Source organism: Pedobacter glucosidilyticus DSM 23534 (assembly GCF_000425145.1).
Taxonomy (GTDB): Bacteria; Bacteroidota; Bacteroidia; order Sphingobacteriales; family Sphingobacteriaceae; genus Pseudopedobacter; species Pseudopedobacter glucosidilyticus.
This window is the reverse complement of the sequence record NZ_KE384316.1, coordinates 30,859-54,945: the sequence shown is the minus strand read 5'-3', so window position 1 is coordinate 54,945 and position 24,087 is coordinate 30,859. Positions and strand designations below refer to the sequence as shown.

Below are 24,087 nucleotides of genomic sequence, written 5' to 3'. Positions count from 1 at the left end.
AGGTAAAAGAATTTTGGGCTGCTCTGTGCATACTGCGCCATCCTTATGGTTTATAAAAACATGTTTTATTCATAAGACGATGTAATCGCCCTACCATATTAAGAACTCGTTGCAAACGAGCTCAAGTAGGTAATCCTTTATGAAACACTATTTCTTGCGTTAATAAAAACTCTGCTTTTAATAGAAGGCGATGTAATCGCCCTAACACATTAAAAACTCGTTACAAAACGAGCTCAAGAAATCAAGTTTATTAGATAATACTAATGGATTAATCAATACCTTATTTCAACAAATTCATTACCTCTAATATAATGGCGCCGAAAGATGCTAAACCTGAGATAATACCTACCGTTTCTGCAGGGGTTAACTTACGTTTCTCTTCTGCTTTAGGTACAAAAATTTCTGCCCCTGTTTTCACTAATGGATAGTTATTAAACAACAAGAATCTTTTGGTGCTCCTCACAGAGCCATTTGCATAAATGATATAAGAACCTTTCCTTAAAGCGTTTTGAGAAAAGCCACCTGCATTATTAACATATTGTTTAAATCCTCTTGATTTGGTATAAACTACTGTATTTGGTGATAAGACCTCGCCACTTACTTTTACCGTTTGCAGTTCTTTAGGAATAGAAATGATATCACCTTCTTCTAGAAATAAATCATCTCTTCTTCCAGGTTTATCCAATATGTTTTCTAGGTTTATGCCTACAAAATTATTTCTAGCTACTTTATTTTCTAATTCTATAGCTGTACTATCTTTAGCTTCTTTTTGTACTTTTTTAAATTGCAATAGCTTTTGGTCTTCCTTCTCTTTATCTAATTGGGTATCCATTTTACCTGCTCTTTTTAAAGAGGCACCTTCTGCATAAGCTAATTCTGTTAAGCCGCCTGCTCTGGTAATCAAATCAGAAATACGTTCGTCCTTACGGGTGATACTATAAATACCAGGATACAAAACTTCGCCTTCTATTCTTACTTGCTTTTGAATCTCATAGCCAGGTAAGGAACGTACGGTAACAATATCAAAAGGTTTTAAAATAAACTTAGCCGCAACTAAACTTAGGTTTCTATTTACCTCTAATTGAAATACTTCTGCAGTTCTGGCAGATGCTGATGCTGCTGTTTCGCCACTATTGACTACTCTTCTGGAAATTTCTATCCTTTGCGGACTAGCAGATTCTTTAAAACCACCGGCTTGCATGATGAGGTCTTCTAAACTCATGTTTTCTATAAAGGTAAAAGAACCAGGTCTTCTGATTTCTCCATCAATACTTACTGCATACTCTTCTCTAAGCTCGAAAATAGATGAAATGGTAATGATGTCTTCTCTTTTAAGCGTAATATCATTGGCTTTACCACTCATTACTTTACCCAAATCAAAAGATAATAATTCGGTTTGGTTATTAGGTAATAATCTAGTAATATAAGCTCTGTTGATAAAAGCATCTTCTTTTAAACCTTCTGCTTTTTCTACCAATTGTTTCAGAGTTAAACCCGAGGTTAATTCATACTCGCCCGGTCTAAAAACTGCTCCTACAATAGAAACTCTGTTTTCAAAACGGTCTAAAATTTCATTCACAAAATATTTATCTCCGCTTTCAGGTTGGTAGGTATCAAAAGCATCAGCTACAATATCAGCTATTTTACGCTCTGTAGCTGTATTTTTTAAGACTTTTATTCTGGCTTGATAAGCTCTTTCTGTAAAGCCTCCAGCAAAGTTTAATAAGTCTTTTAAATCTTCGCCGTTCTTCATTTCGAAAATAGCTGGGCGTTTTACTTCACCCACAATTTCTACTCTTTTTTGATAAGTAGGTACTCGGATAATATCCTGATCTTGCAAACGGATATTATTTTTTAAATCTCCTCTTAACAAAAAATCATAAACATCTAATGTGCCTACTTTTCTTCCGTTTCTGATAATTTCAATATTTCTAAAAGAACCATTGTCTGTAGGTCCGCCAGATGAGTATAAAGCGTTAAAAACTGTTGCTAAAGAAGGTAAGGTGTAAGTACCAGGCTTAGTAACTTCGCCTGTTAAGATAACTTTAATACTCCTGATATTACCAATTGCAACGCTTAGTTTGGTATTGCCCGTTTGCAAACCGCTATAAATAGGAGAAAGTTTATTTCGTATTCTTGATGTAGCAGCTTCTACCGTTAAACCACCAACTTGTACTATACCAGCATAAGGGATATTAATTGTACCTTCTGGACTTACTGTTAGTTGATAGCTAACTTCAGAATAACCATAAATATCAATCAACAATTGATCGGCTGTACCAATCACATAATTTAAAGGCGTAGCCAATCTTAAGTTAGGCTCAAAAGTGGTAGCTGCATTTGAAAATAACTCTTTACCAAATATTTTAGACTTTAAAGCTTGTAAAGCAGCATCGGCCTCTGTTTCTGTCTTTTTATCGTCTGAATTAGCAATATCTTGAACTTCTCCTTCAAAACTTCTGCTTCTACTGCCATCTTTACCTTTTACAGTAGCATCAGTGGCGCCTGTTGCTGAACTTTTGCTATTTACAGCATTTACTCTTGCTCTTAGTTTTTGAATTTCTGATGGTTGCATACCACGAGCAGCAGCCATTTGTTCTAATTGCGCTTCTGATAATCCTGATGATTCTACTTGCTTGATAATTTGCTTGATTTGATCATCTGTTAACTCATCTACACGAACGTTGGAAAAATTTTGTTGTGTTATATTTTGAGCGAAAGATGGTACGACCTTAAACCATAATAAAAGAATGATGAGGTAGACGGATATATTCTTAATATTCATGTATTTATTTTCTTTAAAGCCCTGCAAAATTATCAATTTCTTTATGTTATTATTTTATTTTTTATAATTATCCTTAACTTGATTTTGTTATGCGGAGTCGAAGCATTTATTACTCTTATACACCGCTACCATTGAATTTATTTAAAATCAGGCATTCACCCTCTGGTCTTTCCGGCCTCTTGACCGGCCTTGTCAAGTTACTTTTTTCCGCAAAAAGTAACCAAAAACTCTCCGCTACGCCGCTTGCTTCTAAAGGTTCTGCTAGGGCTAGGGCTGTAGATGCCGCAACCGCCAAGGCGGAATTAGGCGTAAACGGTTGTTTGTGCTTAGGCTCGACTATCGAACTACTTAAATACGTTATTTCATATTGAATTATATGAAATATATTTGAACACAGGGGTGATATGTTATTCAACTACTCAAAGTAATTCATGGTTTGGTAACCTCCATCTTTCAAATATTGATCTTTTTTGGTTTGATGTAAATCAGATTCCATCATATCCTTAACTAAAGCAGGCAAATCATATTTTAATTTCCACCCTAATTTTTCTTTAGATTTTGTAGGGTCTCCTAATAATAATTCTACTTCGGTAGGTCTGAAATATTTTGGATCTACTTTAACCACAGTTTGACCTAATTTTAAAGCTTCTAAGTTTAAGCCTAAAGCTATAGCTTTTTCCTGGTCTACATCTATAATTACCCCTTTTTCATGTTCATCTTTACCACTAAATTCAAGCTCAATACCTAACTCCGCAAAACTCATTCTCACAAAATCTCTTACGGTAGTAGTTACACCAGTAGCAATAACGAAATCTTCTGGCTTTTCTTGTTGTAGGATTAGCCACATGGCTTCTATATAATCTTTGGCATGCCCCCAATCTCTTTGTGCAGACAGATTACCTAAATATAAACAGTTTTGCAGTCCCATCGCAATTTTAGCCGTGGCTCGGGTAATTTTTCTGGTTACAAAAGTTTCTCCTCTGATAGGACTTTCGTGGTTAAAAAGTATACCATTACAAGCATACATATCATAAGCTTCACGGTAGTTTACCGTTATCCAATAAGCATACATCTTAGCTACTGCATAAGGTGAACGAGGATAAAAAGGTGTTGTTTCTGACTGAGGAACAGCCTGTACCAATCCATAAAGTTCTGATGTTGAAGCTTGATATATACGGGTTTTCTTGGTTAAACCTAATAATCTTACGGCTTCTAAAATTCTAAGGGTACCAATTCCGTCAGCATTAGCCGTATATTCTGGTGTATCAAAGCTCACTTTTACGTGGCTCATGGCTGCCAAATTGTAGATTTCATCTGGCTGTATCTCTTGAATTAACCTGATTAAATTGGTAGAATCAGTTAAATCTCCATAGTGTAACTTTAGTTTTATCCCATCTTCATGAGGATCCTGGTATAAATGGTCTATTCTATCGGTATTAAAAAGAGAAGACCTTCTTTTTAGACCATGTACGATATAACCTTTTTTTAAGAGGAATTCGGCTAAATATGCTCCGTCTTGCCCAGTAATACCCGTAATTAAAGCTACTTTCATTTGTTTGTTATTGATGTATTTAAATGGGATATTGGAATGTTCTTTTATGGAAAATTGGAATACCAAATTTATCCTTTATAAAAAAATCATCCCAAGTTCCGTCTTTCATTTTCTTTTTTACTTTATGTTATTAGTATCCTTCGACTCCCACTTCGACTCCGCTCAGTGTGACATAGCTACCATTAACGCTATTTATAAATGTTTAAAAATCAAGCATTCGCCCACTAGCTTTCCGGCCTCTTGACCGGCCATGTCAAGGTACTTTTATTCAAAGTATTGATTTTATATTTTAGCCTTCATGAATGCTTCGCATGTTTCCGCAAAAAGTACCCAAAAACTCTCCGCTGCGCCGCTTGCTTCTAAAGGTTCTACTAAGGCTAATCCAGTAGAAGCCGCAACCGCCAAGGCGGAATTGGGCGTAAACGGTCGTTAATGCTTGGGCAGGACTATCGAACTACCTAAACACGTCATTTCATATTGATTTATATGAAATATATTAACCCTCAGGATGACATTCTTTAAATTTCAACTTTCTTCCTACCTGATAGGCAGGCGCTCAATGTGACATATATTGTGTCATGCTGAGCGGAGTCGAAGCATAGGATGACAATTCCTTAGATATAGTCCTAATTCGCTCTACAAAATCTTACCCTCAACAATATCCATTAAATAGGTACCATAACCACTTTTTACCAATGGTTTTGCCAATTGCTCCAATTGATTTTTATTGATAAAATTCATGCGGTAAGCAATTTCTTCGATACAGCCTATTTTTAATCCCTGTCTATCTTCTATCACCTGTACAAATTGCCCGGCTTGCATTAAAGACTCAAAAGTTCCTGTATCTAACCAAGCAGTCCCTCTACTAAGTACACCTACTTTTAATTTACCTTGTTCCAAATAAACTTTGTTAACATCGGTTATTTCAAGCTCTCCTCTTGGTGAAGGTTTTATGTTTTTAGCTATTTCTACTACAGAATTGTTATAAAAATACAATCCTGGTACTGCGTAATTTGATTTTGGCTGAAGTGGCTTTTCTTCTATAGATTTAGCGTTGCGATGCTCATCAAATTCTACAACGCCATAACGTTCTGGATCGTGAACAGGATAAGCGAAGACTACACCCCCATCAGGATGGGTGTTGGCTTGCATTAATTTTGCCATACCATCGCCGAAGAAAATATTATCTCCCAATACCAAGGCAACGGAATCTGTTCCAATAAATTCTTCTCCAATGATAAATGCCTGTGCCAAACCATCCGGAGAAGGCTGTACTGCATAAGAAAATTTACAACCTAAATTTGAACCGTCTCCTAATAACTTTTCAAACCCGGGTAAATCATGTGGGGTAGATATGATCAAGATTTCATTAATACCTGCTAACATTAAGGTAGAAAGCGGATAATAAATCATAGGTTTATCATAAACCGGCATCATTTGTTTACTTACCGCCAAGGTAAGAGGATGTAAACGTGTTCCAGAGCCTCCAGCTAAAATAATTCCTTTCAAGTGTGTTACTTATTTAAATAATTTCGCAAATCTATCAATTTAAGTTTGATAAGGTAGTAAAACCTGTGTTATTTTTAATATTTTATAGTTAAACTTAAAGATGTTTAAACAAACATTCTACACACCTTCTACTTTTTCCTTTAAATCTAAATACCATGCTTCGCCATATTTTCTTATCAATGGTTCTTTTAAAAACTCATATACCTTTACGTTTAAAGCATCTCCAAAATTACAAGCATCAGCGCAGATACTCCATCTGTCATAATGTAAAACATCGAAGTCTGGATAGGCAGTTATTCTTATAGGATACAAATGACAAGAGATTGGTTTTTTCCAATTCACTTTTCCTTCTTCATAAGCTTTTTCTATAGCGCATTTGGTAATTCCGTTTTCCCAAATAACATAAGCACACTCTTTATTGGTATCTACACAAGGTGTGGTATAATCGCCTTCAAAATCTTTTACTGATGTTCCAACCTGCTCTACCGTTTCTATACCTTTAGCTGTCATGTAGGGTTTAACCTGAGGATAAATCTCATCTAAAATAGCCAATTCATGCTCTTCTAAAGGTGCCCCAGCATCCCCCTCGATACAACAAGCTCCTTTACATTTATCTAAATGACACACAAAGTTTTGTTTTAAAACATCTTCATGCACTAAGGTATTTTGAACTTCTAACATATCTCCTTTATTATATCAACCCACAAAATTACTTTTTTTATTGCGATAAGCTTCTGCTCATAGCTTGTTTCCTTCGTGGTTTACCCTACCATGTTTTATTGCAGGATTACCATACCAAAGTTCAAAATCCTGAACAGCCTTGGTTAATACAGAGCCAGCACCAATAAAAGCATAAGCACCAATATTATGACCACAAATGATGGTGCTATTAGCCCCTAAAGTAGCCCCTTTCTTCACGATAGTTGGCTTAAATTCGGCTTTACGCTCTATAAAAGCTCTTGGATTAATCACATTGGTAAATACCACAGAAGGTCCTATAAATACATCATCTTCTATTTCAACACCTTCATAAACTGAAACATTGTTTTGAATTTTAACACCATTCCCAATCCTCACATTTTTGCCAATAAATACATTTTGCCCTATCACACAATTTTTACCAATTTTTACGCTTTCGCTGATATGGGAAAAGTGCCATATTTTAGTCCCTTCGCCAATTTCAACAGCAGCATCAATAATGGCTGTATGATGAACAAAAGATGCTTTTTTATCCATAAAATTCTTTGATAAGTTTAGTAACTTGCTGAGTATCTTCTTCTTTCAACTGATCATGTATAGGTAGCGATAAAACTTCTTTGGTTAATTGCTGAGCAACCGGAAAGTCTTTTTCTAGACTAGCATAAGCAGGTTGTTGCGATAATACTTTAGAATAGTAAATCATACTTTGAACACCATGCTGCGCTAAAAATTTCTTTAACTCATCTCTGTTTTGATGAACTCTAATCGTAAATTGGTTCCAGCTGTGCTGACTATGAGGTGCAACCCGAGGTAAACTTATTTCCTTAACACCTAAAAGTTGCTGTTGGTATAACCCAGCTAAACCAGCTTTAACGGCTAAAGAAGGCTTTAAATGGCGTAATTTAACTTGTAAAATGGCAGCCTGTAAAGTATCTAACCTAGAGTTTCTACCTACCATTTCGTGATGGTACTTAGCACTTTGACCATGATTAGCCATCATCATAATTTTTTGGGCCAAAGCATCGTCTTGTGTAAAAATGGCTCCTCCATCTCCATAACAAGCTAAATTTTTTGTCGGAAAAAAGGAGGTACAGCTGATATGACCAAAAGTTCCTAAATACAGGTTTTGATACATCCCACCAAAAGATTGAGCATTATCTTCAATAACATATAATTGATGAGCTTTGGCTATCTCTAATAATTCATCCATATAAGCTGCTTGCCCAAATAAATGTACAGCAATAATAGCTTTAGTTCTTGGGTTGATAAGCGACTTTATTTTTGTAACATCTATTTGAAAATAGTGTTCATCAACATCTACCAAAACTGGCTTGGCACCTACTAAGCTTACCACCTCTAAAGCAGCTACGTAACTAAATGCGGGTACTATAACTTCATCCCCCTCGCCAATATTTAAAGCTCTTAATGCAATTTCTAAGGCATCGGTACCATTAGCACAAGAAATACTATGTTTGATATTTAGAAACTGCGAAAGCTGATGTTCCAGTTCAGTTACAGCTTTGCCTTTTATAAAATCTCCTACCTGTAAAACAGCTTGTATAGCCTCATCATACTCCATTTTACGAGTAGCATATTCTAGAGGTAAATCTATCATACTTACAGGTTTCATCTTATAATCTTGCATCTACAAAAACTCGTGGAATAATAGACTTAGTATCAAAAATTACCGTTCCGTTCTTTTTAAAACCAGCATAATCCAATGCTAAAAACTGATGATGTGCTACTGCGATAATCACAGCATCATAATGCTCGTTTGCCAAAGCTGGGATTAAAGAAAATTGATATTCTGTTGCTACTTCCTGCGGATTTGCCCAAGGGTCATAAACATCCACTTCTAAACCAAACTGCTTCAATTCTTTATAGATATCAATTACTCGGGTATTTCTAATATCAGGACAATTTTCTTTAAAAGTGAAACCCAAAATAAGTGCTTTAGCTCCTTTAATGGTATTTCCTTTACTAATTAACAGTTTAATTAATTTATTGGCCACAAACATCCCCATATTGTCATTCACCCTTCTTCCAGAAAGAATAACCTGTGGATGATAACCTAAAGCCTCTGCCTTATGTGCCAAATAATAGGGGTCTACACCAATACAATGCCCACCAACCAAACCAGGTTTAAACTTCAGAAAATTCCATTTGGTGGCAGCGGCATCCAATACATCATTGGTATCAATACCTATTCTATCAAAAATAAGGGCTAGTTCGTTTACAAATGAGATATTAACATCTCTTTGTGCGTTTTCTATAGCTTTTGCAGCCTCTGCAACTTTAATTGATGGAGCCAAATGAGTACCAGCCGTAATGATGGATTGATACAATTGGTTGATAAACGTAGCTATAGTAGGGTTGGAGCCCGATGTTACCTTGATAATCTTGGTAAGCGTATTGATTTTATCGCCTGGATTGATGCGTTCTGGTGAATAGCCAACAAAAAAATCTTCATTATACTTTAATTTACTTTGCATTTCTAGAACAGGAACGCAATCATCTTCTGTACAGCCAGGATAAACCGTAGATTCATAAATTACCGTATCTCCATTTTTTAAAACACTGCCTACCATTTTACTTGCTTCTAGAAGTAAACTTAAATCTGGAGATTTAAAAGCATTTATGGGTGTAGGAACTGTGATGATAAAAACATTAGCATTGGAAATATCCTGTTGATTTGCAGAAAATTTAAGCTTTTCCGAAACTCTTAGTTCATCAGCGGTAAGCTGTAACGTTTTATCTTCTCCTTTTTGAAGTTCTTTTATGCGTTGGGTATCAATATCAAAACCTATAGTGGGATAGATTTTACCAAAAGCAGCGGCTAACGGTAAACCTACGTATCCCTGACCAATAACAGCTATTGAAATTTGTTTAGAATTTATCAAAGTTTTAGTAAAACAGTAAAATTATAAAATTCTATGAGAAATAGAATCTCTTTATTTTATAATTTGTAGTGGCTGCCTTAAGCCTCTGGCATCGCTAAGTTCCATGGTGATGCTACCTACTAAAACTTCCGCTTCTGCTTTAACTGGGATACGGTTAGCATCATCTGTTATCCATAAAAATAACTGACTATCCTTTTTGAAAATTCTTCCTGGAGAGATGGATGGTCTGAACTTTAGACATCTTAGTTTACCTTTGCTGGTTCTAACCACCTCTTTGCCTAAATACTCTATAGTAAGTGGGGTAATTTCATCACTCAAAAAATAACGTAGTGTAAGTTTATCTCCAGCTTTTATCCCAGATAAATCTAAATTTCTGGCAAAGTAATAGGCTGATACTAAATCAAAAGTTTGTGCTACAGGAGATTTAAAAGTACCTTTATTGGCCACAATCTTACGTTCATCTTGGTAAAAACGAGCTTTTTCTGTTCTTCTGTAATTTTCTTCTTGGATATTTTCTGTGTATAGGTAGGGTGCAAAATCTTTTTTGTTGATATAAGAATCGTAACGATTACGAACTTTATAAAAAATATCAAAGGTACCTGATGTTTTACCTTGTACCAATAAATGATAAGTGGGCTGGTTCTCAAACTTCACATCGGTATCTAATACTCTTAAAGAAGCTTCTGCTGCTGTGATAAAGCCATATTTTAATTTATATTTTAAAACTTCACCACTATTAAAAGATGAATTATTTAAATATGCTAGTTCCTGACCGTTTAATTGATCAAAACCTAATACTAAGATGAGAAGGATGGTGATGTATTTCATGGTTTGTTTCATGTTATCATGTAAATCTAATGAGGTAAAATATTTCTATTGATTTATTCATCATGGTTTACATCAGCATAAAATCAAAAAGCAAACCAAATTAATCTTTTCTTTTATATAAAGGAACTGTAGAACAAGGCTCGCCGTACATGATACTTTTAACTACCGGATGTAATTTGGAGGTTAAAGCCACGAAAGAAGCCGTAGGGACATAAATATCGCCACAACCTTTTACTACAATTCTTTGATCTTTATATTGTTGAACATCTAATTTTTCTATTTCATGGTTAAAAAGATAAATTTCTAAATCTTCTAAAGTACCGTATATGATAGATGACGCATAATCTGCCAATTTGGTTGCAAGCAACATGTAAGCCCATGTGGGTACAATAGCATCTGCAGAGCAAGTGATAGCGATATGTTTACCTGTGTACTGCTCCCAATTGTGGGTTTTGATAAATTCTCTAAAATCTTTCTCTTTTAAGATTAACCCATGAAAAAGATTATCCTTGATATCATAAACCACTCTTTCACCAGCTGGCTTTAAGTCTGCAAGGTCTACAGATACTAAGCCACTTTGCGCAACTTTGTTAACTATATTTTCCTGAATATCCATAGTGTAAAAATAAAAAAACCGGAGCCTATTTTTCACAGACTCCGGTCATAAAATTTATTGGCTAAGCATTAATAGAATTTTGCTCTAAAATCTTTAACCTTTGCTTTTTCTTTTAACACTTCAAATACAGCACCATCTACTTGCTGAGAAAGTGTTTGCATTACTTGTTCTTTAACTTTAGCTACATCTTTAAATGGCGGAGGATTGGTAAAGCCTTTAACTGTGAAAATATAAACCCCAGCTTCGCCTTCAATAGCTGTAGATAATTTACCTGGCTGTGCGCCAAAAATAGAACCTACAACTTTATTTTCTTGAGATAAGCCTGGTATTACTGGATTTGCGAATACAATGTTTTCTACAGGAGTAACAGCTTTAGCTAATTTTTGAGCTACCTGAGCTAAAGAAGAAGCTCCTTGTAAAGCTTTGTCTGCTTTTTCTTTTAGCATTCTTGCTTTAACCATATTTTGTACAGCTGGCTCTATTTGCTTTTTAACATCTTCCAGAGCCAATGTTCCTTCTGGCTTAATTTTAGTTAATACAGCAATTACATATTTATCACCAATATCAAAAATTTCTTTAGAAACATCGCCTTTATCTGCAGTATAAACCCAACGAACTAGGCTTCTGGCATCTTCTAAACCTGGGATGCTAGCTTGTAAAGGCCCTACATCTTCGCCCACTAATTTATTAATTTTCTTAGCCTGTGCTGCTGCTTCAAATTCTTTTAGATTGCTTACTTCGCTTAAGAAGGATTGTGCCTTTTGGTAAGCTGCTTGTTCTGTTTGAGAGCTTGGCGCTAAGGCTTTATCTACAACAGCAACTTTTACTACTTTAGAAGAACCTATTTGCTTTTGTACCTCGATAACATGAACACCAAATTGTGTTTTGATCGTCATTAACTGACCAACACTAGCTCCGAAAACGGCATCTTCAAAGGCTGGTACCATAGCACCACGACCAAAAGTACCTAAATCGCCACCAGAATCTTTAGAACCGTCTGTACCAAACTCTTTAGCTAATTTTGCAAAATCAGCGCCTTTAGCGATTAGATTTCTGATAGAATCTGCTTTTGCTTGAGCTTTATCAACGCCACCTTCTGTAGCTGGATTGATTAAAATATGACGAGCTTTCACAGAGTCTGGACCAACTCTAGTATCTATTAACTTAGCTACTTTATAAGCATTACCAGAGAAATAAGGCCCATAAATGTAACCTTTAGGAGCTGTAAACATGACAGAGTCTAATGCTGGTTCTAAAGCACCTTTCTTTTGATAAGTCAAAGGCATTTTAGTATCCGCATTGATGGCAACAAAAAGAGAATCATTAGTGCTGGTTCTTAAGCCTTCGGTAATTTTATCAATTTTTGCTTTTGCTTCTAAAGTATCTTGTTTAGATGGTGAAGCATCAAAAGAAACATACTCAAATGTTCTGGTTTCTGTTCTGTTTTTGAATTTGAATTTGTTTTTATCGTAATACTCTTGGTAATCTGCATCAGTTAACTTTACCTGATTTGCTGGTATAGAGGCGTAATCTAAAACTACATAATCAAACTTAACCAGTTTGTTTCTGTTGGTATAATCATCTTTAGCATCTAGCGAGTTTGCATAAACCCCATTTTTAATAAGGCTTAAATATTTTTGGTTGATACGCTCTTGCTCCACACTTTCTTCTAAAGCTAGCCATTGCTTTTCTAACTGACCTGTGGGATCTGTACCAGCACTTTTTCTTGAGTTGATAGCTGTATTTCTATCAAAAGCACCCGTTTCTGGATTGGTAAAAATTTGCTGCATTTGCTGAGTAGGATTATCAAACATGATGTTAAATAATTCGGTATTTCCTACAGCTATGCCTAATTTCTCGGTTTGTTTTTTCAAAATTACCGAAGACATCATTTGATTCCAAGTGTTTTCTACTACATAAGACTGCATTTGAGCATTTAAATTACCGCCCATTTGTGCTTTAAACTGTTGAGAATTTTGTTCTACACGCTCATTAAACTCGGTGTAAGAAATTTTTTCTCCGTCTATTACACCTATCTCACTTTGTGCATCAGCTATAAACCCACTTCCGCTTCTTATTGCATCACTTAAAAGAAATGCTACAATTGCTAAACCTATGGCTATAATAATAATTGCACCAGCTCGGTTACGCAAAAAACCCATGATTCCCATATGATTCTTTCTTTTTTTTAAATTTTAGAGGGCGCAAGATACAAATTTCAGTAATTAATGCGCAAATTTTATTTATTGGCTTTGTTTGGCTATTTCGGTATTATTTAAGGCTTTGTGGTTGCGGTGCTATCCAAATCGGTATTAAACTGTATGGGGCCGCTACCTTGCTTAATTTCATAATAGCTAAAGTCTTCTAATGCCCAAAAACTAGTACCAGAAATAGTTGCTTGACCGGTGTTGATATTTACGACTTGGTTTGAGTAGAATTTCTTAGTATTCTCGTCCCAAAACAGCTCTTCTGATTTAAATGTCTCGCCTTTCATATTTTTAGCGACAACATTTTTGCGTAATTCTACTGTTTTTTCATGTTCTCTTCTAATAGCATAATCAGAAGTAACGGTACTTGTAGGCTTAAGATTTTCATCAAAAAAAACAACATCAATACCTTTTGGCATTTCGTAATAAGGTTTTGCTGCTTTAAAATGCAATAAAATAGGCGCTTTTAGTTTAGCTTTTACTTTTGCAGAATCGCTATAAATAATTTCAGCTCCTTTGGTGGTTTCAACCTGAACGTTTTCATCTAAATCAATAGATTTGGCTGCGTTTAAATCACTATCACAAGCTGATAAAAAAAAGCCTAACACACCTATAAACAGAAAAGACGAAATTCTGCCTAGCATTTTTAGTCGTATTTATATTTTTGGAACCACCTATCGTTGATGGTAAAACCTAAATTAATGTTATAAAAGTTCTCTTTGATTAGGTTATTATCTAAAGTGCCTCTGCTTCCAATCTCGGCAGATACGTTTATTTTATAAAATGCAGATCTGTTAGATACCAACGGCAAACCTAAACCTACATTAATACTTTTAACATCTATTTCGGTATTATTAATTTTTACGTAAGATTTATCGTAATTAATTCCAAAACGATAGTCCATCAATTTAAGATAATTGGTTACTGCATTGATATTAGGTACTATTACCCCACCAACTGATACCCCCCAAGTATTATTAAGATTTGGGTTATTACCGTTGATACGATAATTAGACCAGTTAGACATTCTAAAATCGGCACCAATAAGCCATTTATTTTCTTTCATCAATGAAATACCAAGCGTATGTGAAGCAGGTAAGTTAATTTCTCCCTCACGGTCTAAAACAGAAGAAATGGTATCAATTTTAAACTCATCATCTGTAGCGATATTGGTAATATAAGTGAAAGTACTAGTGGTATTATTGGTATTTAAAGAAGATTTTAATGAGGTATTGTATCCTATGGTTAGGGTTGTTTTTTCATTTATGGATGCTAAATATTGTAGACCCAAATCAAGGGTTAAACCTCCTATACCATTTCTGTTTTCTGTTCTGGAGTTATAGAAAGTAGCCACATTTTGATATTCTGTAGAACGGGCATCTTTCAAACTGCCAAATAAGTAAGACAAGTTAGCTCCAAAGTTTAAGTTTTTTCCTAATCCAAAGCCATATCCTAAATAGGCTTTTGACAACCCGCCTTCTCCGTTGTATAGATAATTAATATTGATTGTGTCTATAACGCCTGGCGTGGTGTAAGTGTATCCAAAATTGCTGTAAGGGAGTAAGCCAAAACTTACCGCAGACTTTTTACTTACCGGAACTGCTATAACCAAGTGCTTTAGCATAGCATTGAAACTATTGTCTGTAGCTGAACCTTTTTTTAAGGTTTGGATATTAGAGCCTACACCAATATCAAAGGTGGTTAATCTTATTTTGGAGTAAGACGCTGGATTATTAAGGTTGATATTGCTGTATCCTCCAAAGTAACTTACTGCGGCTGATAAATTACCCATTCCTTTATTTTGAGGGAGATAAGTTCCTGTTAAGTTACCTAATCCGTATTGCGAATACGGAGAATTTATGGTGGATTGCGCAAGAGCTGTAAAAGTAAAAGCTACCATTATGGTAACTATTAATAAATATTTTTGAGTTTTAATCATGCTGATAGTTAACAACCTTATTTAAACCTATCAAAACCAAATCCGGTTCTGTTAGTATTTGGTGGGCAAAGATGCTATTTTTCAATCTAGTATCAAAAAACGATGCATCACCGCCACATAGTATAATTTTAGTTTCAGGGTTTAGATTTAAATAGTGTTGTATATATCCTGAAACTTCAAAAATCAATCCGTTTATAACGCCACTTTGTAGAGCTTCGTTTGTTGAAACCCCATAAAAAATATCGGTATTTTCACCTAAAGTTACTAAAGGTAATTTTCCTGTGAAGGCATGCATGGCTTTAAAGCGCATTTGCAAACCCGGAGAGATGCTTCCTCCTTTATATTCTTGTTGTTTATTAATAAAGTCGTAAGTAATGCAAGTGCCTGCATCAATTACTAGAATATCTGTACTTTTATATAAATGGCTTGCTCCTATTACTGCTGCTAGCCTATCCAAACCTAATGTCTCTGGTGTTTGATACCTATTTTGGATAGGAATTTTAGTTTGATGGTTAAATTTTAAAACAGGAATAGCCAATTTAAAATCAAAATCTTGTTTTACCGAAGCATAAATAAGTTTTTTGATAGCATGCTTTTGTACTATCGCTTTCAAATCTTCTTCGTTAAGCTGTGCTACTTTTGTAATAGATACTAATTTGTCATGCTCAAAAACTGCAATTTTTGTAAATGTATTACCAGTATCTATGACTAGGTTAGCCATTAAGCATTTACCATTTTTAAGATAGATTCAAATAAAGGCAAACCGTCTTGATTTCCTAAGATAGCATCAGCGGCTCTTTCTGGATGCGGCATCATGCCAAAAACGTTTCTACTAGCATTACAAACACCAGCAATGTTTTCTATAGAACCATTAGGATTGGCTTCCTCTGTGATATTCCCTGCGGCATCGCAATATCTAAATAGCACTTGGTCGTTATCATTTAACCTTTTTAGTTCATCAGCATGAGCGTAAAAATTACCTTCGCCATGTGCTATTGGAATATTTAAAACTTGGTTTGAAGCTATTGCCGACGTTACCAAAGAGTTTTGCGTTTGCGCTTTTAGGTAAACATTTTTACAGATGAACTTTCTGTTGGTATTGTGTAGTAAACCACCTGGCAATAAACCTGCTTCTGTTAAAATTTGGAAGCCGTTACAAATACCCATTACATAACCTCCTTTATTTGCAAAAGCAATAACTTCTTGCATGATAGGAGAAAAACGAGCAATGGCACCAGAGCGTAAGTAATCACCAAAAGAGAAACCGCCGGGTAAGGCTATAAAATCTACATTTTGTAAATCGTGGTCTTTATGCCATAAAGGAACTACTTCTTGTCCAAGAATTTTATCGAAAACATAAATTAAATCCTGATCACAGTTTGAACCCGGGAAAACTACTACGCCAACTTTCATTTTTCTTTTGATTATCAGGCTAAAACAGCCTACAGATTTTAAAAATTATTAAGTGAATATACTTGCTAGCAAAACTAACTAAATTTTGATTTTATTTGGCCGACTATCTGTTAAAAAAAGTTAAAGCCCTGTTACACAAACTGGAAATAAACAATAAAACCAATGATACATAAGAAAAGAGGCTCGTAAAACCATTTTTTATTTGCATGCAAAAAATAATATGCTAGTAAAGTTGAAACAGATATTACAGCCAAATGAAAATGATTGATGCGATAATCTGGTTTAAGGTAAAAAGTAAATGTAGCTATGATGAAAACAAAAAACAGGAGTTGGAAGGTTTTTCTTACCTGTACAAAACTCTTGAAAAAATTTTCTCTGAGATGATAAAAACCTAGCAACAAACCAATAGAAATGGGTAATAATACAATATAATCTTGAAGCTGAATTTTAACAAAGATAGGGAACGCTTCTGTTAAGGGTGTCCAGATGGCATAAAATGCTGCCAGTTTATCGTTCCAATAATAATAAACACCGAGTAAAAAAATAATGGTGAAATATCCTATCAAAATTGATATCCATTCTCGCCAGTTGAAAGGTCTAAAAATAAGTAGGACTATCCACAGCAATAATATCATCCCTATGAAAGGAAAATAAAAAATGGTTGCTACTGCGGTTGCCAATCCTAAATCAAACATGATGGCTACAAAAGCTGTATCTTTAACTGATGACAGTATGCGGTACAATATAAATAACAAAAAAAAATTACAAACTAGTGGCGGAGACAGGAATAAAAAAGGCGTAAAAATACTAGAAGAGACCACATAAACCAATGCTGGTAAAAATGTTGATTTTCCTATAATATTAAAGTTATTTACAATTCTGTTAAACCATAACGCCTGTACAAATACCACTAAGCCTGCAAGCGTGATATTGGTAAATGGAGTCAATAAATTGTCTTGTGATATTAATAAACGGTTGGCTAATTCTGAAAAACCGGTATTGATATTTTCTGGTAATTGAACGTACAAACCTATTCTTAGTGTAAAAACCAGAAAAAATAAAACAAACAGGTTAATAAAACTTAAGCTTTTAAATTGCCCTATCATTAGTGCAAATATAATTATTTAGCCCTAAGATTTACTGCTTATAGGTATTCACCACTTTTTCTACTATAGCAGCGGTTTGGTTAGGAAAATCTACATTAATTTTAAAGTCTTCTTTTATCCAAGTATCTAAATAAGAAATAAATTTTTTATTGATATCATGAACAACAGGTACTCCCATTAACCGAGCTGCTTCTGCATTACACTCTTGTTCAAACTGGTATTTCATGGGTACTAACAAAACTTTTTTACCTAAGTATAAAGCTTCTGCTGGACCTTCAAAACCGCCTCCGGTAAGTAAACCTTCACAATTTTCTAGACTTTTATTATACTCGTTATTGGTAATGGGCTTTACCCAAACATTAGCGTATTGATAGGGTGTTTTTTGATGCTTACTAAATACATGCCACCTTACTTTTGGAAATAGATGGAGATATTTTACTAGAATTTTATCATCTATAGCGGGAAGGTAAACCGTATAATGACCAAAATTTTTAGGGTTTAACGCTCTGATTTCGCTTCTGATAACTGGAGTATAAATGAAATCATCATAGGGTTGAAAATGAAATCCTACATGGTCTGTTGTTGGAGCGTAGTATTTTAAAATCCACTCGGCATATAAACCTTTTTTAGGCGGACGAGGAGTTTTATCAGAAATAAAAGCAGCTTGATGACTTAAAGAAACGCTACGCTTACCTTGTAGTTTACAAGCCCAAGCGGTTAGGGGCTCAAAATCGTTGATGATTAAATCATAATCATTTAAAGGAATACTACGCATATCTTTCCAAAACCTGCGCAAATTCATCACTTGATAAGATTTCCAGTGGTCTACCCCTCCTTTTTTTCCAAATACAAAACTAAAACCATGAAACTTATACTTCACCTCTTGCTGCAAAGTAATATCGGCTTGTGTACCACTAACAAGAATATCTAATGCTCCATATTGCTGCAATAAAGGTATAATTTCTTTTGCCCGGCTGATATGGCCGTTTCCGGTTCCTTGTATAGCATAGAGGATTTTCATAGATTAGTAGTTGGTATAACGTAGTGGGTAGTGCGTGTTCATAGATGATAAAAATAAAATTTAAGCTACACTTTGTGTGAATTTTTTAAATAATTCTTTAACATCCATTTTAGATTGGGTATCTTCAAACTCGTCTTCTTCCTTTTCTGTATAAGCGGTACCATCATATTTATAAATATTCCAATTACCGTTACAATATTCTAAAGATGTTAAACTTTCTACCCAATCACCAGAGTTTAAATAAACAACTTCACCTTTCTCATTTTTAATTGTTCGCATTTCGGCATGGTGTATATGTCCGCAAACTACGTATTGATAATTTTTCTCGATAGCTAAATCGGCAGCTGTCTCTTCAAACTGATTGATAAATTTTACAGCTTCTTTTACACTGGCCTTTATTTTTTGTGAGAAACTATATTTTTTTCTGCCCATTTTTACCAAGCACCAATTTACAAAGCTGTTGATGAGGATAAGTGTATCATAACCTACAGCTCCTAATTTTGCTAACCATTTAGAGTGCTGCATGGTTACATCAAAAATATCGCCATGAAAAAACCAGGCTTTTGTTCCGTCTACCTCTAAAACTAGTTTATTTAAAAGTTGAAGTCCGCCCATATTAAAATCAGTAAACTTACGCAGCATTTCATCGTGATTTCCGGTAAGGTAATAAACAGGGGTGCCATCGGTAACAAATTTTAGAATTTTTCTGATGACTTTGGTGTGTGCTTCAGGGAAATAAGATTTGCTAAACTGCCAAATATCAATAATATCTCCGTTAAGGATTAAAATTTTTGGGTTTACACTTTTTAAGTATTTTAGTAGTTCTTTGGCGTGGCAACCATAAGTACCTAAATGAACATCAGAAATAACCAGAATATCTATATCTCTTTTTGGCATATTTAGCACTTTAATCTTCTTCTTCCTCTATACGTAATTCAAAAGGACTGAAGTAGAAAACAATAATCACCAATAGCACTATCGCAATTAAGAAACCATCATAGCTATGTATCATGAACTGTTGTTTTTTCAAAGTAAGCGTATTAAGATTAACAACAAGTTAAGTGGTGATTAAGTTTAATATTGGGTACAGAGTGGGAAGGGGGAAGTATTGAGATGAAAGTATTAAGTAGAAAGTAGAAAGACCCTAAAGAGCGGATATTTAGGAACTTCCAATAATATTAAACAAACCTTTCCGAAGAACGAAAGACGGCCTATGAAGATTTGGAAGTGGAGGCAAATAAATCTTTTGCATAAACTATCATAGAGAACTAGCGGGAAACAATCCGACGGGTGTTGTAGAAACCTTCATTAAGTAAAACCATTCACACCACTTAGGATTGTGGATAAAGATTTATTTAGACGGAACGACAAATATTCATCAGCCTTGAGTTTTTGGCAACTTTTTTTTCAAGAAAAAAGTGGCTAGGGTTGGCCGCCTATGAGGCCGGAAAGACTTGTGTGAAAATGCCATTACAAGAAAAGAAAGAGGCCACTACCCGGCTAAGGTTGGAAAGTCTTGTGTGTTAAGCCTATTAGTTCAAATATCTTTAATGATAATAATTATCCGCCTCTATCGCCGGCGAGGCTCGTTCCTTTTGAGGGACCAAAAGGAACCAAAATGAAGCTTTAGCAAATTCATGAATACCTTTAAAAATCAATAAAAACTAATGAATAAAGTCCTGATCAATCCCACAGGAGCCTTTGTCGCACATCCCTTACCACACTCAAAAACAGGGAGCGCTTATTTTTGCTCGTTTATGCTTATTGAAAGTTTGTAAAAGCTCAAACACAAAACCGCATACGCTATAGGCTTGGTTGTGCAAGATTTTTAATTTCTGCTCCTGTTTTTTCGTCTTTCCGGCTCTCGGGGATTGCTCATGCGTTTCGGGTTAGACTGTTTTTTATGAATGGTTGTTCCTTTCTGGAAGTAGAAAGTATTGAGTAGAAAGTATAAAGACCCTAAAGAGTAGATATTTAGGAGCTACCTTTAATCATTAAATAACATTCTCCGAAGAACGAAAGACGGCCTATGAAGATTTGGCAGGAAAGACCCATAAATCTTTTGCATAAACTTTCATAAAGAACTATCGGAAAGCAAACGGAAGAAGTGTTGTAAATGCTTTCAAAAAAGTACAAACTTTACCACGACTCCCGTTTGCGGATAAAAGATTTATGGAGGATTTACAACAAATATTCATCAGCCTTGATTTATTCATTTTTTTTATGTTTTTTCTTAGGTATTCATGAACTCGTTCCTCATTTTTTGTTCACTTTTTTATCAAGAAAAAAGTGAATAGGGCTGGCCGCCTATGAGGCCGGAAAGCCTTGTGCGAAAATGCCATTACAAGAAAAGAAAGAAGCCACTACCCGACTAGGGCAATAAAGTCTTGTACGCAACAGCCAATTTGTATCATCAGAAATACCCTCAATCCACAATTAAAAACCAATTTACAACTGCTTAATATGATGTTTAGTATGTACCACCATAAAACGTAGCCAATCTTTAGCGTCTAGATAGCCCAATCTGGGATGTTTTATTTTATAATGAGGGTCAAAATTTTTAAAATCTGCTTCTAAGGCTGGTAGTTTTCTCTTTAGGTTAATGATTTGATTAGCCGCTTCTTCTGCACTTATACGTTCTACTTTTGAGGCAACAGCCGCAGGAGCTTTAATTTTACCTGGCGGAAAAACACCAAAAAATAGGATGAGCCTTACTCGCCAGTCGGGTTTACTGGTTTTAATATGAGCGGTTCTGTTTAAGCAATTTTCTGCGGCAATTGCAGCAGTTTTATTTACCCAAATTACATGCGAATATACTTCTGAAACCGACCAAACATGAGGTTCTGGTTTTGCAAAAAATTTATCTTCATGAATAGCCTTCAGGTGTCTTAAATACTTATCCAGTAGTTTATTTAGTGATTTAAAATCTGATTTAACACTCATAATAAAGCCTTTAGTTCTGATAAATGATGGATATGTACATCAACATCTTCTGGTTTAGGAAGATGATTTGGGTTAAAGTATATAGCATCCATACCTATATTTTTAGCTCCTCTGATATCTGCTTCTAAGCTATCACCAATCATGATACTTTCTGTGATGTTACCCCCTGCAAGATTTAAAGCATGTTGAAAAATAGCCTTATCTGGCTTATTGATACCAACAATTTCTGAAATGATGATGTTCTTAAAATAGGGTTTTAATCTGGTATTTTCTACTTTATACTCGGTAGATTCTTTAAAACCATTTGATATTAAGTGTAAGTGATATTTCTGGTGCAGGTAGGTTAAAGTTTCATGAGTATCAGGAAATAAATTGGTTTTTGTGGGGCATATACGTACATAATCATCCTCAAAAGAGCTTGGCACTTTAGTTTCATCTATACCTAAATCCAAAAAAGTTTTTTTAAATCTTGTTGCTCTAAGTTCTTGTTTAGATATTTCTCCTAAATGGTATTTTGCCCATAATTGATGATTATTTGCCGTATAAGTTTCAATTAAAATATCAGGAGAATGTATGCCTAATACTTGTAGTTGATGATGATGGTATAATTCATGTATCGTTTCTTCTGCATTTTTATCAAAATCCCAAAGGGTATGATCTAAATCAAAGAAGATATGTTGGTATGGCATGCTTAGTTTATGGGATTTAAAATATTATATCTTGGTTTTTATTACATTTTCACTAACTTATTTCCTCTTAAAATAGGGATACTTTGGGTAATATTTTCTTGAAGGCAAAACTTAATATCTTCTTCTATGCCTAGAAGTTTCAATCGCTCGCTATGAGAGGTCTTTGCCGTATACGCACCTAAATCATGCTTGGCCAATTCATATAAATCCTCAGCGGCTGTACTAGCATCATCCTGAAAATAATGTTGGTCTTTTAACCTGCTTACCACTGCGCCTGCAAATAAAGTATCCTCTAAGTTAAACTTATTCTTCCATCCAGCACAAAGTAAAAAAACATCCTTATTTTGTGTTTTTAGATAATTACAAATGGCATCAACATTTAAAAAAGAACCTATAATAACTTCGTAAGCTGTTTTTTTAGATTCATCAATAGCATGTGTGCCATTGGTAGTGGTTAAAACGATGGTTTTGCCTTTAACTTTTTCTGTGGTATAAGAAAATGGTGAGTTACCAAAATCAAAACCTTCTACTACTTTACCATCTCTTTCTGCTGCTAAAAGGCAAATATCATCTTTTAAGGATAAGCATTCTTCTACGGTTGCTACGGGTATAATGGCTTCTGCCCCATTTTCTATTCCGTAACAAATAGAAGATGTTGCTCTAAAAATATCAATAACAATAACTATAGAATTCTCAATATTATAAAGTGGAAGTAAGGCTGGGGTAAGGCAAACTTCTATCTTTCTTTGCTGCATATATATTACTTATAATCTTATTTCAGATTGGTTTATGATTTCTTGATGAAGGGGAGTTTAACCACCTTAGCTTTAATTTTATTGTCTCTTATTTTGATAAAAATCTCGGTATCTATTTTACTAAAAGCTTTATCTACATAGCCTAAACCAATAGCTTTTTGTAAAGATGGAGATTGCGTACCTGATGTTACTTTTCCGATGGTATTTCCATCAGCATCGCAAATTTCATAATCATGACGGGGAATGCCACGCTCTACCATTTCAAAACCAACCAATTTGTTAGCCACACCGTTTTGCTTTTGTAAAGCCAGGGCTTCTGAATTGGTAAAAGGTTTATTAAAACTGGTAACCCAGCCTAAACCAGCTTCCAGTGGCGATGTTTGATCATTGATATCATTACCATATAAACAAAAGCCCATCTCTAATCTTAAAGTATCTCTGGCACCTAAACCTATAGGTTTTATGCCATAAGCTGCCCCAGCTTCAAAAATAGCATCCCAAATTTTCTCAGAATGCTGATGGTCAAAATAGATTTCAAAACCACCAGCCCCGGTATATCCAGTAGCAGAAATTAAAACATTTTCTACCCCTGCAAAAACGCCTTTTGTAAAAGTATAATACTCCATTGCTGCTAAATCTATGCTGGTTAAACTTTGTAGCGCTTTAGCTGCTAAAGGACCTTGTACAGCTAATAATGAGGTACGGTCTGATATATCTTTCATATCCACACCTTGGGTATTAAAGCTTTGTATCCAATCCCAATCTTTTTGTATGTTAGAAGCGTTTACCACCAACATATAGGTTTTTTCATCTATACGATAAACCAGTAAATCATCAACAATACCACCTTCTTTATTTGGTAAATAAGCGTATTGTATTTTACCATCAAAAAGTTTGGCTGCATCGTTAGCACTTACTTGTTGTATTAAGGCTAAAGCACCTTCGCCTTTAAGAATAAACTCGCCCATGTGGCTTACATCAAAAACACCAACCGCATTTCGCACAGTTTCATGCTCTATATTAATTCCTGCATATTGTACGGGCATATTATAGCCTGCAAAAGGGACCATTTTGGCACCCAAAGCTATATGCTTATCGGTTAAGGCTGTATTTTTCATGAATTTT

Annotated in this window: 22 protein-coding genes; all 22 read right to left on the bottom strand. The window is 34.9% G+C overall.

Going from position 1 to position 24,087, the window contains the following annotated elements:
• Positions 1-280: 280 nt before the first annotated feature.
• The 22 genes from H510_RS0117575 to gcvT all read right to left on the bottom strand — a co-directional run bounded on the left by H510_RS0117575 (position 281) and on the right by gcvT (position 24,080).
• Positions 281-2,785, bottom strand: a complete 2,505-nt coding sequence (locus H510_RS0117575; protein ID WP_026905511.1) for an SLBB domain-containing protein — start codon at positions 2,783-2,785, stop codon at positions 281-283.
• Between the two features lie 415 nt (positions 2,786-3,200).
• Entirely contained in the window at positions 3,201-4,337 is a 1,137-nt protein-coding gene (gene gmd / locus H510_RS0117565) for a GDP-mannose 4,6-dehydratase (RefSeq protein ID WP_026905509.1), read from the bottom strand.
• Between the two features lie 636 nt (positions 4,338-4,973).
• Positions 4,974-5,846 carry a glucose-1-phosphate thymidylyltransferase RfbA gene (gene rfbA, locus H510_RS0117555; RefSeq protein WP_026905508.1) on the bottom strand — a complete coding sequence of 291 codons (873 nt, stop codon included), beginning with the start codon at positions 5,844-5,846 and terminating at the stop codon, positions 4,974-4,976.
• Between the two features lie 117 nt (positions 5,847-5,963).
• The gene (locus H510_RS0117550) at positions 5,964-6,527 is read right to left on the bottom strand and encodes a DUF3109 family protein (protein WP_026905507.1); all 564 of its coding nucleotides are present in this window, start codon (positions 6,525-6,527) and stop codon (positions 5,964-5,966) included.
• 57 nt (positions 6,528-6,584) lie between these two features.
• Positions 6,585-7,082 carry an acyltransferase gene (locus H510_RS0117545; RefSeq protein ID WP_026905506.1) on the bottom strand — a complete coding sequence of 166 codons (498 nt, stop codon included), beginning with the start codon at positions 7,080-7,082 and terminating at the stop codon, positions 6,585-6,587.
• Positions 7,075-8,175: a DegT/DnrJ/EryC1/StrS family aminotransferase gene (locus H510_RS0117540; RefSeq protein ID WP_036693419.1), complete on the bottom strand. Its 1,101-nt coding sequence runs from the start codon at positions 8,173-8,175 to the stop codon at positions 7,075-7,077. The genes H510_RS0117545 and H510_RS0117540 overlap by 8 nt, the downstream gene beginning before the upstream one ends.
• 1 nt (position 8,176) lies before the next feature.
• Complete coding sequence (locus H510_RS0117535) at positions 8,177-9,442, bottom strand: nucleotide sugar dehydrogenase (RefSeq protein ID WP_026905504.1); 1,266 nt, start codon at positions 9,440-9,442, stop codon at positions 8,177-8,179.
• 54 nt (positions 9,443-9,496) lie between these two features.
• Entirely contained in the window at positions 9,497-10,285 is a 789-nt protein-coding gene (locus H510_RS0117530) for a DUF3108 domain-containing protein (RefSeq protein WP_245584855.1), read from the bottom strand.
• An 88-nt stretch (positions 10,286-10,373) separates the two neighbouring features.
• Positions 10,374-10,889: a DUF2480 family protein gene (locus H510_RS0117525; RefSeq protein WP_026905502.1), complete on the bottom strand. Its 516-nt coding sequence runs from the start codon at positions 10,887-10,889 to the stop codon at positions 10,374-10,376.
• 68 nt (positions 10,890-10,957) lie between these two features.
• The gene (locus tag H510_RS0117520) at positions 10,958-13,051 is read right to left on the bottom strand and encodes a SurA N-terminal domain-containing protein (protein WP_342662643.1); all 2,094 of its coding nucleotides are present in this window, start codon (positions 13,049-13,051) and stop codon (positions 10,958-10,960) included.
• Between the two features lie 113 nt (positions 13,052-13,164).
• Positions 13,165-13,740 carry an LPS export ABC transporter periplasmic protein LptC gene (gene lptC, locus H510_RS0117515; RefSeq protein WP_036693405.1) on the bottom strand — a complete coding sequence of 192 codons (576 nt, stop codon included), beginning with the start codon at positions 13,738-13,740 and terminating at the stop codon, positions 13,165-13,167.
• Positions 13,741-13,742: 2 nt separating this feature from the next.
• Positions 13,743-15,035, bottom strand: a complete 1,293-nt coding sequence (gene bamG / locus H510_RS0117510; protein ID WP_026905499.1) for a BamG family beta-barrel-assembly machinery protein — start codon at positions 15,033-15,035, stop codon at positions 13,743-13,745.
• Positions 15,028-15,756 (bottom strand): type III pantothenate kinase, encoded by a 729-nt coding sequence (locus tag H510_RS0117505; RefSeq protein ID WP_036693402.1) that lies wholly within the window; start codon positions 15,754-15,756, stop codon positions 15,028-15,030. The genes bamG and H510_RS0117505 overlap by 8 nt, the downstream gene beginning before the upstream one ends.
• On the bottom strand, positions 15,756-16,448 hold the full coding sequence (purQ, locus tag H510_RS0117500; RefSeq protein ID WP_026905497.1) for a phosphoribosylformylglycinamidine synthase subunit PurQ: 693 nt from the start codon (positions 16,446-16,448) through the stop codon (positions 15,756-15,758). The genes H510_RS0117505 and purQ overlap by 1 nt, the downstream gene beginning before the upstream one ends.
• Before the next feature lie 131 nt (positions 16,449-16,579).
• Positions 16,580-17,554, bottom strand: coding sequence for a DUF6427 family protein (locus tag H510_RS0117495; protein WP_026905496.1), 975 nt, complete (start codon positions 17,552-17,554; stop codon positions 16,580-16,582).
• Between the two features lie 31 nt (positions 17,555-17,585).
• Positions 17,586-18,575: a glycosyltransferase family protein gene (locus H510_RS0117490; RefSeq protein WP_026905495.1), complete on the bottom strand. Its 990-nt coding sequence runs from the start codon at positions 18,573-18,575 to the stop codon at positions 17,586-17,588.
• A gap of 60 nt (positions 18,576-18,635) precedes the next feature.
• Positions 18,636-19,472, bottom strand: coding sequence for a UDP-2,3-diacylglucosamine diphosphatase (locus H510_RS0117485; RefSeq protein ID WP_026905494.1), 837 nt, complete (start codon positions 19,470-19,472; stop codon positions 18,636-18,638).
• Positions 19,473-19,482: 10 nt separating this feature from the next.
• Positions 19,483-19,605 (bottom strand): hypothetical protein, encoded by a 123-nt coding sequence (locus H510_RS20585; protein WP_281168261.1) that lies wholly within the window; start codon positions 19,603-19,605, stop codon positions 19,483-19,485.
• A 1,418-nt stretch (positions 19,606-21,023) separates the two neighbouring features.
• Positions 21,024-21,518, bottom strand: a complete 495-nt coding sequence (locus H510_RS0117480; protein ID WP_026905493.1) for a DinB family protein — start codon at positions 21,516-21,518, stop codon at positions 21,024-21,026.
• Positions 21,515-22,207 (bottom strand): YjjG family noncanonical pyrimidine nucleotidase, encoded by a 693-nt coding sequence (locus H510_RS0117475; protein ID WP_026905492.1) that lies wholly within the window; start codon positions 22,205-22,207, stop codon positions 21,515-21,517. Before H510_RS0117475 ends, H510_RS0117480 begins: the two co-directional genes overlap by 4 nt.
• A gap of 41 nt (positions 22,208-22,248) precedes the next feature.
• Positions 22,249-22,962, bottom strand: a complete 714-nt coding sequence (locus H510_RS0117470; RefSeq protein WP_026905491.1) for a 2-phosphosulfolactate phosphatase — start codon at positions 22,960-22,962, stop codon at positions 22,249-22,251.
• Positions 22,963-22,994: 32 nt separating this feature from the next.
• Positions 22,995-24,080, bottom strand: a complete 1,086-nt coding sequence (gene gcvT / locus H510_RS0117465; RefSeq protein ID WP_026905490.1) for a glycine cleavage system aminomethyltransferase GcvT — start codon at positions 24,078-24,080, stop codon at positions 22,995-22,997.
• Between the last annotated feature and the right edge of the window lie 7 nt (positions 24,081-24,087).